Source organism: Ignavibacteria bacterium (assembly GCA_036262055.1).
GTDB lineage: Bacteria > Bacteroidota > Ignavibacteria > Tepidaquicellales > Tepidaquicellaceae > DATAJP01.
In genome coordinates this window covers 1,086,943-1,102,532 of record DATAJP010000003.1, presented here as the reverse complement: position 1 = coordinate 1,102,532, position 15,590 = coordinate 1,086,943, and the positions used below count along the sequence as shown (strand labels likewise).

Genomic DNA, 15,590 nt, shown 5'->3' with positions numbered 1-15,590 from the left:
TTTTTAACGATTTTCATTTTTGAAATTCTTATTTTTCTGCAATAATAGTTCAAAACTTGCATTTTTTAATTAAATTTTTCATTAAATATTACTATGCACAAAAGCTCGGTTATTGAAATAATAAAACATTTTTCAGAAGAAGAACTAACTAGATTTAATGATTTTGTAAACTCCCCTTATTATAATAAGAATAAAAGTGTGCGCAAGTTATATGCGGAAATAAAGAAACATTCAAAAATTTTTGAAAGTGAAAACTTAAAAAAGGAAAATATCTGGAAAAAGATTTATCCGGGAAAAAATTTTAATTACGGGGTGATGAAGAATTTGATTCATGAGTTAACAAAATTGCTTGAACAATTTATCGTGGTGGAATATTCGGCAAAAGATGAGCTCACATATATCAGAAATCTGATTTATGCTTTATTAGAGCAACGAAATTTTAAGCTTTACAACCATAAGTACAATAAAGTTTTAAATAATTATTTTAAAAATTCAAATAAAAGACTAACAACATTTGCAAATAAATATTATGAGCTTTATTCTGAAATTATACTTTCAAAAGCACATGACCCTTTAACGTTTAAAAAAATTGAATCATTGGGAGAAATAATTACCACTTCAGAAAACTTCAGTGCCATCAGCATACTGATTCTTTCGATGATTAATTTTCTTAATATAAAGCCTTTAATGAATATAGGAGGGATTGCTTCAGAAGAGACAATGATTCAAAGCTTGCAATTACTTGATGAAAAAAAGATAAATAAGATACTAAATTATTTGAAAAAAAATTCTCAAAAAGACTATAGAATCCTGAATTGCTATTATATGTTTTATTTATCTATGTCTAACTTAAGCGACATCAAGTTATATTATAAAACCAAAGAAACATTAGCTGAGGAGAGAAATTTATTCAGCAGAAAAGAATTGAGAATTTTGTGCATAGGGCTTCATAATTTATGCTACAATATGCCAATTGAAGTGAATAAAATAAATGAACACTATGAAATTTATAAATTTATGGATGAAAACGATGTATTATTAGAGGAAACAAATCTGATTCATCATATAAATTATGATAATTATGTCTATCAATTAATAAATTTAAAGAAAACCGATGAACTTGAGCAATTTATAAATAAATACTCACAATACCTGGATGAGAAAGGACAAGAAAGTTATTTTAATTATGCAATGGCTGAATTAAATTTCTTAAAAGGAAAATTTGAAAAATCATTGGAACATCTAATAAAAATAAATGATGAGTTTGCAAAATTAAAAGTTCCGATTAAAGTTTTGCATATTAAATGTTTTTATGAATTAAATGAGTATGAAAAATTTAAGTATCTTTATGAATCATATAAAAGGTTTCAGCCTAAAAATGAACAAGTTTCAGAAGATAGAACAGAAAGAACATTAAAACTTTGTAAATGGGTAACAAAATTGTTTGAATTGCGTGAACGCCGCTCAATATATGAAATTGAAAAACTGAAAAAAGAATTTGATTCTATGCATAAGTTGCCTTATAGAGTGTGGATAAAAGAAAAAATTGATGAGTTGGTTAAAGAGAATAAAAATCTTAATACATCAAAGAATAAACGATAATATTTGTTCCCATTTTCATTGCTTCTTCGCGTTTTTCGGGAGGGTCGTTGTATTCGCGCGGGTCGGCCCAGCCGTCTGTGATGTTCGATTCATAAATATAAAAAACACAAATACGCCCGTTCGCATCATATATGCCGAAACCCTGAGCCGGTTTTGAGTCGTGTTCGTGAGTTTTCGGCAATCCGTTTGGAAAACTGTAATGACAGTTGTATATCGGGTTATTAAAAGGAATTTCTTTTAATTCTTTATCGGGAAAAACTTTTTTGATTTCTTTTCTGAATGATTCGTCCATACCGTAATCATCATCCGCAAATAGAAATCCGCCTGACTCGCAGTATTTCCTCAGACGTTTCGCCTCAGCATCCGAGAAGGTAATGTTCCCGTGACCTGTTAATAAAATGAAAGGATAGTTAAATATATCATCGGATGAAACATCAACGGAATAAAACTCAGGCTTATCAACATCGATGACAGTATTTTTTTTCAGATAGTCCATCATATTTACTTCGGCAGACGGGTCATTATACCAATCTCCGCCTCCTGAATATTTTAATCTTGCAATCTTAAATGGAAAAGAATTTTTCTTAACTCCATCAGTTTGCGAGAAAACATTTTCTGATATAAGCAAAAATACTATTAAGATAATTAAACTTTTCATATTAAATTAAGGATTGAAGTTAAGATATATTAATTATGTTAAAATTTTGATATAATTAATATATCTTACAAACGCTCGGGGGTAAAAGTTTCTTTTTTAGTTTTAAAAGATATCCATTATAAGAAAAAATAAACTAATATCGGGCGCTTTAGTAATTTTATTGCTATGTGCGCTGACCTATGCGGATATTATTTCAACCGCAAAGATTTCACTTACGTTATTTTATGTTCTTATAGTAATTTACTCCACGTGGAAAGTAAATCTTAAGTACTCAATATTTGTCACCCTTCTTATTACCGCAAGTACCGCCTATGTGGATAATGTTCTTTTTGGCATTTCATTTCTGGACTTTTATAGTATTATAAATCTCATATCGCGCTTAATCGTTTTGATTATTGTATCAGTATTAACTGAAAAAATCATTCAGAGAAACATTACGCAGGAAAAAATAATCAAAGAAAGAACGGAAAATCTTGAAAAAGAAATAAGTGAAAGAATAAAGAAAGAAAATTTACTTTCAGAAAGTGAGATTAAATATAAAAATCTTCTGAACAATGAACCGGTTGCGGTATTGAGATGGAATTTACTGGATAACCGTGTTGATTACGCAAATAAAGAATTTACGCGTCAGTCCGGTTATACTATGGAAGAATACGATAAGCTCAGCGATGAGCAAAGCATAAGCATGATTTATCCGGATGACAGGGAAATGCTCTTTGGTTTTTACAGAGACTGGTCAGCATCAGATTATAAAGAAAGCCAGTCAGTTACTTACCGCATAATAAACCGCGAAGGAAAAATAATATGGCTTGATACGTTTCTTTATGCCGAGCGCAACAAAGAAGGTGCAGTTAAGTTTATTAATCAGATTTGCTATGACATAACTGATAAGAAGCTAACGGAAGAATCTCTTATAAAGAGTAAGGAGCGGTATCAATCATTCATTGAAAACAGCAACGAAGGAATTTACAGGATTGAATTTGACATACCTGTGGACTTGAAAAAAGCTGAAGATGAAGTCATAAAAAGCATTTATCGTTTCGGTTATATTGCGGAGTGCAACAATGTATTCGGGAAAATGTATGGATACAAAGATGCATCATCACTCATCGGGGATGAAATAGCCCGAATATTCGGATATGACCCGAAAAAAAATAATTCTGCCACTACCATTTTCAAAGACTTCATTCCAAATAATTTTAAGACAAATGATTTTGTTACCGAGGAAATTGTCGGAGAAAATAAAAAATATTTCAGAAAAAATCTTGTTGGAATTATTAAGGATGATAAGTTAATGCGCATATGGGGAATTCAACAGGACATAAGCGAATTGCGGATTGTGCAGGAAAAGAACAGAGCTTTTTCAAGAGCCATTGAGCAGAGCCCCGATGCAATTGTAATTATGGATACGAATTTTAAAATTCAATTTACAAATCCTAAGTTTGAAGAGATTACGGAATTCGATGAAATTGAAATACAAAATAAAAGACCGTTCATAATTTTAAAAGAAAACACACCGGATACTTTAAGAAAAGAGATTTTGAGAACTTTACTGAGCGGGAAAGTATGGACAGGGGAATATGCAAACCAGACAAAGAGCGGAAAAAAATACTGGGAGTTTGCAACACTTGCCCCGATAAAAAACGAGCAGGGCGAGATAACAAATTTTGTGTATATTAAAAAAGACATCAGCGACAGAAAGAAATTCGAAGCTGAGCTTGTCGAAGCGAAAATAAAAGCCGAAGAAGCAAATAAAATCAAAGATGAATTTATTGCAAACATGAGTCATGAGATAAGAACGCCAATGAACGGCATTATCGGCATGATTCAGCTACTGGAAATGAGCAAGCTTGATGAAGAGCAGGTTGACTGCATAGAAACGATTAAATATTCTTCCGACTTGTTGTTGAAAATCATAAATGATATTCTCGATTTTTCAAAACTTGAGTTTGGAAACGTGAGACTGAATTACGAGCGTTTTAATTTAAAGGAAGTCGGCAAAAACATTTACAATATTTTTGCAAACGAAGCTAAGTCGAGAGGATTGGATTTCAGAATATCTCTGAATAGTGATTTTAATTATTTAGTTGCAGGCGACATCCATAGAGTAAATCAGATATTGATTAATTTAATCAGCAATTCATTGAAATTTACATCAAGCGGATTCATTGAACTCATCATAAATGAGAATTATAAAAACCAACATAAAGTAATAATGGATTTCAAAGTCAAAGATTCGGGGATAGGAATTCCTCAGGAAAAATTCGGAATGCTTTTCGAAAGCTTTACGCAGCTTGAAAATCCTTATACCAAAAAACATATGGGAACTGGTCTCGGTCTTGCAATAGTCAAAAAAATCGTTGACCTTATGAAGGGAGTTATATGCGTCGATAGCGAACCCGGTAGAGGGAGCGAGTTCGCAGTTCAATTGACATTTGATTTGGTGAAGAATTAATTTTTCAATTATTTATTAATAAAAAAAGCACTTAAAACGATGTTTTGAGTGCTTTTTGTTTGTGGTCAGGGCCGGAATCGAACCGGCGACACACGGCTTTTCAGGCCGTTGCTCTACCAACTGAGCTACCTGACCATTTTTAATTCATTACAAATTACCGTTTTTTGTTATGAGTTTCAATTCAGTTTTAACTTAATTTATCATTCACCTTTAAAAATGTTTATACATTGCTTAATTTACGTGCAAAATTAACCTAAAAACTTTATGGCAGATAATACATCTTCAAAACCTGTTCTTGAAAAACACGATAAATATGATTTATACATAACAATTATACTGGGGCTTGCAACTTTATGCGGCGCAACGGCTGCATACTTCAGCGCATTGTGGGGCGGAGAATTGCAGACAAGTTATGCGCAGGCAGTTAACTACAGACAGGAAGCAAATACTTTATATCTCGATGCAGCTAACCAAAAAGAAGATTGGGAATTCACAAGCTTCAAAGATGATATGTTTTATATTCAATGGAAAGAAAGTGTGCAAAGAGGAGACCCTGATGCGGCATATTATTTCAGCCAGCTTAGTGAAGAATATCAGAAAGATTTAACCGACACCACCGGCGGTGAAACAAATTACGAGCAGGGCGAACAACAGCGTCTTGCGGAGCTTGAAGCAACGTTTGAAGTTGCAGATTCTATATTTACATTAAGCGAGCAGAAAATGACTTACGGGCAAGAAGCAAATAGGAACGGCGACCAGTTTACTCTTTCAACAGTGTTATTTACTATTGTGTTATTCTTCGGAGGTCTTGCGGGATTGAAAGCAACGGAGAGTTATAAAAGATATTACCTGATAATTGCGGCGGTTGTGTTTGTGCTGTCGTTGATAAAAATGCTTACGTCGCCATTTCCACCGTTGTAATTTTATCATTCCGAGCGAAGTAAAGAATCCCCTTAGTCAGGGGATCCTTCGCTTTGTTCAGGATGACACGAAATTAAAAACTAAAGGACATTCCTAACTTAAACGAGTCATAGTCCAATGGTGCGGCTGTATTAAACGGCCAGTTCATTGAGCTTGTTCTTAGCTGTGACATTCCGTATGAATACCCGCTTTTCAAAACAAATCCGACTATTGCTCCGCCAACGGGAGTTTTTTGCATGACGTTATGAACAAATCCGTCAACAAGCATATATCCTGCTTCTTCGACAAGCAAGCTTACCATATGTTTTCCGAACTGGTGTCTCGGGAAGATTAAGCTTCTTTCATATTTGAAATCTATGCCGATAAGGTTGTTTGCTTTTACGTTGATGCCGATTTCATTTGACGTTCCGAAACGGAAGTCTTTATTAAAATCCGATAAGACTGTTATGTCATTTTGAGGAAGTGATGAAAGTGAAGCTTCGTTTATGTTAACTCTGCTCCAGATGTATGAGTTTGAGTTGTAAGGTAAAATTGAAAATGAGTTAAACTTAAATCCCGTTCCTGTTCTTTTTCCAAAACCGAATCTCCACATATCGGATGCTAATCCTATCTGGTTGTTTCTGTCATAATTCAAATCACTTGAAGCGGTTGAAAGCAAAAGATACTTAAAGCTGTATCTTGTAACATTATGATTTCTGAAATTCGGACTCTGGCTTGACGTTCCGAGTTTCAATTCCATCATACCGGTTTTGCTTATAGTTGTGGTGAGGCGCGGAGAATTAATTGCTGATGTTCCGTAGGAAAGCTCAACGGTCGGTTTTTTGCCGAAACTTGTATAATCATAAAATATGTTATATTTACTTGCTTCAGGGTCATCACAATAATAGGATGAATTTGAGGAAGCCGATTGTGAATTAGCGACGCCTGAAATACAGAAAACGAATAAAATTAGAAATAGCTTTTTCATAATTTTATGGATTTAAGGTTTGTAAATAAACGAACTTGGGGAAAATTAGTTTAAAATGAATATAAAACACCTGTATACGAGTTTTGACGATTAAAGTGAGAAAAAGGTTTCATGCAATAAAATCGAAAATAAGCCCCAACGATTGACTTTTACCACAGAAACTTAATGCAAAATTTTGGTGTTTAAATTCTTGAAAATAATAGATAATTTTATAATAAGTGGTAAAGAATATATTTAAAATATTATCTCTGAGAGTTGTTTCAATTGTTTTATTATTAACTCTGCTTTCGAGCAACACTATTGTAATTGCACAATATGTGTGTTCAAGTCAGATGGAACAAAATATTGAAGAAGGATGCTGCTGTCACGATAATAAAAATCTTAACACAAATGATAATGCCGAACTGATTCGCAGCGATTGCGGATGTTGTATTACTCAGGGGCAGCCAATCGATAATTCCTTACCGCCCATTACCGTTGCTTCAAATCAACTTATCCAGGATCACCAGTATGTTCAGTCGGAAATAAATACACAGAATATTTTTACCGCTGAACTTAATTTACAAACATCACAAATTCCTCTCATCAAACAGGATATAAACATCCTGAATGCTAATCTCAGAATTTAAAAAATTTTCCTTTTCAATTTTTAATAACGGATAATTCAATTAGATTATCCGGCATATTATAATTTTAAATTTTAATAAAAACATATAATGAAAAAGAAAATATTTTTATCGTTGATTGCATTCATTGCAATTGCAACTTTATCATTTGTAAATAATTCAAATGCAAAAGTTGAGTATATAAATTCATGCTGCTGCGCTCAATGTGTATGTACTGATTGCGGGAATTGCTGTTCTCAAGGAAATTGCGAAAACTGCGCAGATTGTTCATCTTGCTGTACATCTTCAAATTGTTCAATGCCGCATAATTCAGACGGAACTTCACAAGGAATTGAAACAATGAGCCCTGATTCTGCTATCTGCATGGTATCTGGAGAGCCGCTTGAAAGCGGCAAAGGCGTAGGATTCACTTATCTCGGCAAAGAATATAAATTTTGCTGCGCGGGATGCATTGAAGAATTCAAAGCCGAGCCCATGAATTATTTGAAAGATGAAATTCAATGTCCTGTTATGGAAGGCGCTGCAAAAAAAGATGTCTCAACGGTTGTTGACGGTGTGAAATATTATTTCTGCTGCGCAGGATGTGATGACAAGTTCAAAGCAAACCCTGAAAAATACATGAATGGAAGCGTTGAAAAAGAAAGCAAACATGAAGGTCATCATTAAAATTAAATAATTAATCCTAAGCCGCCCGCATAATTTCATGCGGGTGGTTTCTACATAATCATAAAATGAAAAAATTAATATTTATAATAATCCTTTTCCTGACAACCGGCATTGCAAGCGCACAGGTTACCAAAGCAACGGTAGGCGTTGACGGCTTTACGTGCTCGCTTTGCGCTAAGGGAGTAGAGGGAGAATTGAAATCTCTCGACTTTGTGAAATCAGTTAAGACAAACATAAAAGCAACTACTTTTGACCTTACATTTAAGACAGGCTCTAATATAGTAATCTCAAGCATTGCAGATGCAATAAATGACGGCGGTTTTACTTTGCGCGACATTAAGATAATTGCATCGGGAAAAATTGTGTCGGATAACAACGGTGGGTTCAAACTTGTAACCGGGAATACACCCGATTTGATGATTAAAAACCTGAATGGAGATTACAAAGACGGTGACGAGTTAAATATTACCGGCATGGTAAATGTTTCGGGAAAATCCGTTAATGTTATTTCGGCTAAGAAAATATAAACTCTTAATATTAACTAAAATAAAACCGGTGCAAGCCGGTTTTATTTTTTTATGAAAAAACTTTTACTCATTACATTAACATTACTTTTTATTGCTTCATCCGTTTACGCGCAGATAAATCGCGACTGGGTGCAGAGATATAACGGCACCGCAAACAGTTATGACATAGTCTGCGACATTATTCCTGATGACAGCGGAAACGTTTTTGTTTACGGCACTTCCTTTAATACAGGCACAGCAACCGATATTACAGTTGTTAAATATAACTCTTCGGGCGGAATAGTATGGAATAAAAAATTTAATTTTGGTGAGAACAGCTATGACCAAACGCGTGCAGTTTATAAGGATGAAATGAATAATTCTTATATATGCGGTTTCACGACTGAAGGCGGAAGTGATAACAAGATGATTACATTGAAAGTTGACGGAACGGGGAATCTGAATTGGTCAAAGATATTTACAAAAGTTAATTATTCTAATTTTGTCGGTTCCGATATCGCTCTATATAATGATAGAGTATATGTAACCGGCAACGGACGTAACGCATCAGGATATAATGAAATGTTTCTCTGGTGTTACAATTCCGGAGGAGTTTTTCAATGGGATAAAAGTGCGGGCAGCGGACAGAATAATTATGAGGGCATCAATCTTGTTGTAAATGGCTCTTCTAAGATTACGGTTGGTTGTAATATAACTTATTCAACTAACATTACAACCGTTGGATTTTTAAGATATAACTTAGATGGGAGTTCCAATGGCTTTTTAGGTTATGAAACTCCAAGTAAATTAATAAAATTAATAACCGATAATTATAAAAATCTCATATATCTTACAAGCGTAGTACACCCGGATTCTTTAGGTAGTGTGAACTTTATGGTGATAAAGTGCGACAGTATTTCAATATCAAATCATAATTGGTTAAAAATTTTTAACGGCTCTGGCAATCATTATGATTTTCCTTTTGATGTTTGTGTTGATACTCAAAATAATATTTTGGTAACAGGCAGCAGCCGTCACGGTGATTCGCTCGGAACGGAAGACATTGTAACATTGAAATACAGTCCAAACGGTGATTTACTGTGGAACAGAATCTGGAATTCTGATTCCAACGGTATTGACCAGGGAATGAGCATTACGACTGATGCTTTTAACAATGTATATGTAGGCGGTGCGGCGGATATTGGCGGAATAAAATTAGCTTACAAAATTCTAAAATACAGTCCCGCAGGAAATTTGCTATGGCAGGATATTTATCACCACGCACCGAACCCTGAAGATTTTGTTTATGCCGTGAGAATAAATAACAGAAATGATTTATTTGTAACGGGCATCAGCTTTAATCCCGGAACGGATTATGATTTTGCAACCCTAAAGTATTCACAAAATGTAAGTGTTGAAAATATTTCAAATAATATTCCGGATAAATTCTTATTGAAACAGAATTATCCGAACCCGTTTAATCCCTCTACTAATATAGAATTTTATGTTCCGTCAAACGTCAAACGTGAAACGTCAAATGTGAAATTAATTATATATGATATGTCAGGAAAAGAGTTAGCTGTTTTAGTAAATGAGCAACTAAACGCAGGAGCATATAAAGTTAGTTGGGATGCATCAAATTATTCAAGCGGGGTTTATTTTTATGAACTTAAAACAAACAATTTTAGCGAAACAAAAAAAATGCTGCTGATAAAATAGTGGAATTATTTTATTGCAGTTTGGCATTGCGGGAATTTTAATAAAATGAAAACAAAAATTTTATACATATTATTATTTTTATTTATTTCTGCCGGTGTTCAGGCACAGACCTTAAAAGGAAAAGTTGTCCTCGCATCGGATGAAAAAGAAGTTTTGCCGGATGCAAGGATTCAATGGATTAATACTGAAATATTTGCGGTATCTGACATTGAAGGAAAGTTTGAAATTACTACGCAGGATATTGCAGATAAGCGTCTTGTTATTAGATTGTCAGGATATTTTACCGATACGGTTGCGATAACAAATGAAAAGTATAAAATAATAAGACTGCGCGATTACCAAACCGGTGAAATAGTTGTAAAGGATAAGTCAGATAAAGATTTAGCAAAAGAAAAAATTGAAAAAACCGAAGCAATAGACCAGCACGATTTGGAAAAAGCAGCGTGCTGCGACTTAAGCGGATGTTTCGGGACAAGCGGAAATATAGAAGTAAGCGTATCCGATGTCGTTACCGACAGTAAGGACTTGAAGCTTCTCGGAACGGACGGTGTTTATACATTAACGCTTAAGGAAGGCATCCCTTTGCTCAACGGTCTTTCATCTGTATATGGTTTAAGCTCCATTTCGGGAACGATGATCAATGCAATTACTGTTGCAAAAGGTTCCAATTCTGTTTTGCAGGGTTATGAATCTATAAGTGGTATCATAAACGTTATAATGAAAGAACCCGAGTCGAGCGATAAATTTTTCTTAAATGCATATACTAACAGCTATCTTGAAAAACACATCAACGTAAACGGCAAACAGAAATTCGATAAAATGATTTCTGCTTTGCTTGCTTTTCATTCCGTACAGAAAGCAAACCGCATTGATAATAATGATGATGGATTTCTTGATCTTCCTTTAATTACAAGATACTCATTTTATAACAGATGGAATGTCGGTAATCCTGAAGATAATGAATGGAGCGGAAACGTCGCGTTCAGGTATCTTGATGAAAAAAGAATCGGCGGACAAAAAAACTTTAATGAAGATAATGCAACGAGCGGGATTTATGGACAGACAATTAAAACAATAAGAAATGAATTTACAGGACGACTTAACAAAAGACTAGGGAGTGAGAATTCAATCGTTGCTCAGATTGGCTGGAGTGACCACAGGCAACGTTCAATATTCGGATTGACTGACTATAATGCGTTTCAGAGAGATTTATATGTTAATGTGCTATTTGATTATTTTTATTTGGAGCATAGTAATTTAAAAGTAGGATTTAATTACAGACATCAGGACTTAAACGAAGATATTTTATTTAGTGAAAATCCGTATTCAAAAACTTATAACGGAAGCTATAAGTTTGAGGAAAGCATTCCGGGTTTGTTTGCTGAAAATAAATTTGAAGTGATTCATGAGAAGCTTGACTTGGTACCGGGAGTGAGAGTTGATTTTAATAGTAATTACGGGACTATTTTGACTCCGAGATTTATGTTTAAATACGGAATTGATGAGCAGACCGTTTTACGAGGTTCGGTCGGAAGCGGGTTCAGAACTCCAAAGCTTTTTGCAGAAAATCAAAATTTGTTTGCAACGGGTAAAGACATAATATTCCCGCAATTCATAAAAGGTGAAAAATCCATTAACTGGGGAGTGAGCTTAACAAGAGAAATCGTGATTGATGAAATTGATTTTGATGTAGCTTTGGATTTTTACAGAACGACTTTCACAGACCAGTTTGTTGCGGATTATGATGAAGTTCCCGGACAAGTTATATTTTATAATAGCAGTGAGTCTTCAGTATCAAACAGTTTCCAGAGTGAAATCACATTTAACATTTCAGAAGAGTTTGACGGAAAGTTAAGCTATAATTATCTCGATGTTTATTATTTTAAGAACGGTGTCAAAAATGAAATGCCATTTAATGCAAAGCACAGAGGACTTTTCAGCTTAACCTATGAAACTCCCGGAAAAATGTGGATGTTTTCAGGAAGCGCGCAGTATTTTGGGAAACAAAGACTGCCTTCGACAAAAGATAACCCGGTGCAATATCAGCGACCGGATTATTCGGATGCATTCGGAATGATAAATTCGCAGCTTACTTTCAGGATTTCAAATTATGAAATTTATTCCGGGGTTGAAAATATTTTGAATTACAAACAGTCAAATCCTATTATCAGCGCAGAAAATCCTTTCGGTCAATATTTTGATACGAGCTTTAACTGGGGTCCGACAAAGGGAAGAGAGTTTTATGTCGGCGCAAGGTTTAAGCTGAACTAAATTTTAACACCCCCTTTTTCCCCCTTTATTTACTAAGGGGGAATATTTTTATGTCATTCTGAGCGAAGCGAAGAATCCCGTCTTTGCAATATGCAAATTTCTAATTCCATACCTGAAAGTATATCACGTCACGACAAGTTATATAACATCGCCTTTTATCTCAGCTTGTTCACGATTTTTTATAACATTGCCGAAGGAATAATTTCCACTTATTTGGGTTATCAGGATGACAGCTTAGCGCTGTTCGGGTTTGGAGTTGACAGCTTCATAGAAAGCTTGTCGGGTGTCGGCATTGCAGTGATGATTTTAAGAATGCGTAACAATCCGAAAAGCCATAAAGGACCGTTTGAAGTTACTGCACTGAAAATAACAGGAGTAGCATTTTATATTTTATCTGCGGGATTGCTCGTTGGCGCTGCTGCAAATTTAATTGAAGGCAGAAAACCCGAAACAACTTTTTGGGGAGTCGTAATTTCGCTTATCTCTATTGTAGTAATGGTAATTTTGATGTTATGGAAAAACAAAGTCGGAAGAGAGCTTAACTCAAAGCCGATTCTTGCAGACTCAAATTGCACTCGTGCCTGTATTTATATGTCGATTGTTTTGCTTGTGTCGAGTTTTATATATGAATTAACAGGAATCGGCTACATCGATGCGTTGGGAACGCTCGGTATTGTTTATTTTGCAGTCACTGAAGGACGCGAATGCTTCCAAAAAGCTAAAGGAATTGATTGCTGCTCATAATGAGCATTACAAATACTCTGATAAATCAGTTTGCACAACAGTTTTGAGCATACTTACATTTTTTATCTGAATAGCTGCAAAACACACAACAATCATTTTTTAAAGGCTTAAATATTTTATTACAATTTTTACACTCAAAGAAGAAAACACAACAATTATCAGGGATTGTTTCCTGGGTGATGTTGTTACACTCGGGGCACTTTAAATTTGCTTTTACTGTATTCAACTCTTTTAATTTAATAATATTCCCGTAATGCGGGACTGCAATAAAATAACTCCGTTATTTTATCAGCAGCAACTTTTTTGTTTCAGAAAATTTTTCTGTTTCAAGTTTATAATAATAAACACCGCTTGAATATTCAGACGCATCCCATTGGACTTTGTATGTACCTGCATTTAAATTTTGATTAACGAGTCTCTCAACTTCTTTGCCGAGATTATTGAAAATCTTTAACTTTACAAATCCGAAATCAGCAATCCGAAATTCGAAATTGGTTGAGGGATTAAACGGGTTGGGATAATTTTGTTTTAACTCAAACTTCGTGGGAATGATGTTTGAAATATTCTCAATATTCACAATGCTGTCTTTTCCATATCTGTAAACTCTGTTTCCAACTGCAAATCCAAGAGTATCACTAAGCAATTGAAATACATTTACGTTTAGTAAATTAGGAACTCCGACCCATGTAACTCCGCCGTTTGTGGTTCCAAATGTATTTGAATAAGGCGGCGGAAATTCATGACCTCCTCCAACCCATCCGGTATTTTCATTCAGAAAACAAATTCCCTGAACTACAGGAAAAAAATTATAGTTTTGACGAAACCAGTTTGCACCACCGTTGGTTGTTTTTGCATAATAAGTTGCAGTACCACTTCTTTCCACTGAGCAATATCCTGTAGTTGAATTTATAAAACTGAACTTCCATCCCCATTCACCTGATGTTGTTGATAAATATACTGAATCCCATGTTAACCCTGAATTTGTTGTTCGTAGTATAACGGTTCTTCTCGATGAAAAACCGCCACCAAGTCCTCCGCATACAAAACCTGTATTTTCATTTTGAAAGTAACAATCAATTAATGAAGTTGCTTTGTTATCAATATTTAAAGAAGTCCAAGTAACTCCACGGTTAGTGCTTTTTATTACAGTAGCGAAGCCATCATATCTTCCCGATGCAAAAACAAGATTCGGTCCTGCGATGCTTATTCCACATATGCCGTGCGGCATTGTTCCTGTTATGTTTGTATTTAATGTCCAATTTAATCCGCCGTTTGTTGTTGTGAATAAAGTGCTGTCACTGTCTAATGTTCCTAATACTCCGTATGATGAATCAAAAAATGCAATACTTCTATAGCCTGCAAAAGCTTGTGAGTATATTTGCGACCAATTTTTGCCTCCATTATTTGTTTTATAAACTAACCCATCTATGTCTATAATCCAACCTGTATTGTTATTGATGAAATACACATCTTCAAATCTTGTACTTGATGCTGTAGGTCCTGTTTCGATTACTCTCCACTGGTATACTTGTGAAAAAATATTTTGAGAGTTTAATAAAAAAATAAAAGTAAAGAATTTTAAGATGAAGTGCGGGGTTAATTTTCTCATAGAGTTCTCCTTTGATTCTATTGAGGGTATGTAACCATAAAAATTTTTGTTCTTAAAATCAATACTTTTAAATTAATCCGACTCGGATGGTCGGGTTTCGAGCAATGTATAATTCATAAATAAGAATATCACAAGATAAATATTTTTTCTCTAAGAGATTTATTTTATCTGTTAATATTATAAATAATTTTGTTATTTTTATAAGTTCAACTTATGAAAAGATTTCTTCTCGACTACAACCTTAAAGTCAGACTTCCTATCATTCTCTTTACTGCCGCGGCGGTATTTACAATCACATATTATACATCATTTGCGGAAAGAAATGGAATCGGATATCAACCCGACCAGCCGATTTTATATTCACATAAGCTTCATGCAGGAGATATGCAGATTGATTGCAAATATTGTCACACAAATGTTGAGAAATCGAGCTTTGCTAATGTTCCTTCAGCAGATGTGTGTATGAATTGTCACACGCTTGCAAGAAAAGACAGACCTGAAATTCAGAAACTTACTCAATATTATGAGGAAGGCAAGCCTATCCCGTGGAAAAGAATCCACAGAGTTCCTGATTTTGTTTATTTCAATCACAGCGTTCACGTAAATAAAGGCATTGATTGCGCAAACTGTCATGGTGATGTAAAAAATATGGAAAAGATTGCGCAGGTAAATTCATTCACAATGGCAGCATGTCTTGATTGCCACAGAAATCCACAGAATAATATAGCAGAGTTTCAGCTTATTAAGGATAACTTGAAAAAAGGTCCTCAGTATTGTTCAGCTTGTCATAGGTAGAAGAAAAAACAGATTTATATATTTATTTAATAGTATAGTAAAGACTTTTAC

Annotated in this window: 14 protein-coding genes and 1 tRNA gene; 10 read left to right on the top strand and 5 right to left on the bottom strand. The window is 34.4% G+C overall.

Going from position 1 to position 15,590, the window contains the following annotated elements; all coding sequences use genetic code 11:
• The first annotated feature begins 93 nt into the window (after nucleotides 1-93).
• Nucleotides 94-1,602 carry a hypothetical protein gene (locus tag VHP32_11955; protein ID HEX2788602.1) on the top strand — a complete coding sequence of 503 codons (1,509 nt, stop codon included), beginning with the start codon at nucleotides 94-96 and terminating at the stop codon, nucleotides 1,600-1,602.
• Here the strand turns inward: VHP32_11955 and VHP32_11950 are convergent.
• Nucleotides 1,577-2,260, bottom strand: coding sequence for a DUF4159 domain-containing protein (locus VHP32_11950; GenBank protein ID HEX2788601.1), 684 nt, complete (start codon nucleotides 2,258-2,260; stop codon nucleotides 1,577-1,579). The two genes, VHP32_11955 and VHP32_11950, sit on opposite strands and share 26 nt — an antisense overlap.
• A gap of 388 nt (nucleotides 2,261-2,648) precedes the next feature.
• Here VHP32_11950 and VHP32_11945 point away from each other — a divergent pair, with 388 nt between their 5' ends.
• Nucleotides 2,649-4,715: a PAS domain S-box protein gene (locus VHP32_11945; GenBank protein ID HEX2788600.1), complete on the top strand. Its 2,067-nt coding sequence runs from the start codon at nucleotides 2,649-2,651 to the stop codon at nucleotides 4,713-4,715.
• 62 nt (nucleotides 4,716-4,777) lie between these two features.
• Here VHP32_11945 and VHP32_11940 read toward each other — a convergent pair.
• Nucleotides 4,778-4,850: transfer RNA gene (locus VHP32_11940), tRNA-Phe, on the bottom strand.
• Between the two features lie 129 nt (nucleotides 4,851-4,979).
• Here VHP32_11940 and VHP32_11935 point away from each other — a divergent pair.
• Nucleotides 4,980-5,636 carry a hypothetical protein gene (locus VHP32_11935; GenBank protein ID HEX2788599.1) on the top strand — a complete coding sequence of 219 codons (657 nt, stop codon included), beginning with the start codon at nucleotides 4,980-4,982 and terminating at the stop codon, nucleotides 5,634-5,636.
• A 73-nt stretch (nucleotides 5,637-5,709) separates the two neighbouring features.
• On the opposite strand, the gene VHP32_11930 is transcribed toward VHP32_11935, so the two are convergent.
• Nucleotides 5,710-6,603 (bottom strand): hypothetical protein, encoded by an 894-nt coding sequence (locus tag VHP32_11930; GenBank protein HEX2788598.1) that lies wholly within the window; start codon nucleotides 6,601-6,603, stop codon nucleotides 5,710-5,712.
• Between the two features lie 218 nt (nucleotides 6,604-6,821).
• On the opposite strand from VHP32_11930, the gene VHP32_11925 reads away from it, so the two are divergent.
• The 6 genes from VHP32_11925 (at nucleotide 6,822) to VHP32_11900 (ending at nucleotide 13,135) form a co-directional block, all read left to right on the top strand.
• A complete protein-coding gene (locus VHP32_11925; protein ID HEX2788597.1) occupies nucleotides 6,822-7,232 on the top strand; it encodes a hypothetical protein in 411 nt (136 codons plus the stop codon).
• Nucleotides 7,233-7,319: 87 nt separating this feature from the next.
• Entirely contained in the window at nucleotides 7,320-7,895 is a 576-nt protein-coding gene (locus VHP32_11920; protein HEX2788596.1) for a YHS domain-containing protein, read from the top strand.
• Nucleotides 7,896-7,960: 65 nt separating this feature from the next.
• Complete coding sequence (locus VHP32_11915; protein ID HEX2788595.1) at nucleotides 7,961-8,422, top strand: heavy-metal-associated domain-containing protein; 462 nt, start codon at nucleotides 7,961-7,963, stop codon at nucleotides 8,420-8,422.
• 51 nt (nucleotides 8,423-8,473) lie between these two features.
• The gene (locus VHP32_11910) at nucleotides 8,474-10,120 is read left to right on the top strand and encodes a T9SS type A sorting domain-containing protein (protein ID HEX2788594.1); all 1,647 of its coding nucleotides are present in this window, start codon (nucleotides 8,474-8,476) and stop codon (nucleotides 10,118-10,120) included.
• A 45-nt stretch (nucleotides 10,121-10,165) separates the two neighbouring features.
• Complete coding sequence (locus VHP32_11905; protein ID HEX2788593.1) at nucleotides 10,166-12,391, top strand: TonB-dependent receptor; 2,226 nt, start codon at nucleotides 10,166-10,168, stop codon at nucleotides 12,389-12,391.
• 90 nt (nucleotides 12,392-12,481) lie between these two features.
• Complete coding sequence (locus tag VHP32_11900) at nucleotides 12,482-13,135, top strand: cation transporter (protein HEX2788592.1); 654 nt, start codon at nucleotides 12,482-12,484, stop codon at nucleotides 13,133-13,135.
• Between the two features lie 25 nt (nucleotides 13,136-13,160).
• Here the strand turns inward: VHP32_11900 and VHP32_11895 are convergent, their stop codons facing one another.
• A complete protein-coding gene (locus VHP32_11895) occupies nucleotides 13,161-13,361 on the bottom strand; it encodes a GDCCVxC domain-containing (seleno)protein (protein ID HEX2788591.1) in 201 nt (66 codons plus the stop codon).
• A 54-nt stretch (nucleotides 13,362-13,415) separates the two neighbouring features.
• On the bottom strand, nucleotides 13,416-14,744 hold the full coding sequence (locus VHP32_11890) for a T9SS type A sorting domain-containing protein (protein HEX2788590.1): 1,329 nt from the start codon (nucleotides 14,742-14,744) through the stop codon (nucleotides 13,416-13,418).
• A gap of 213 nt (nucleotides 14,745-14,957) precedes the next feature.
• Between VHP32_11890 and VHP32_11885 the strand changes: the two genes are divergently transcribed.
• A complete protein-coding gene (locus tag VHP32_11885) occupies nucleotides 14,958-15,539 on the top strand; it encodes a cytochrome c3 family protein (GenBank protein HEX2788589.1) in 582 nt (193 codons plus the stop codon).
• Nucleotides 15,540-15,590: the final 51 nt, after the last annotated feature.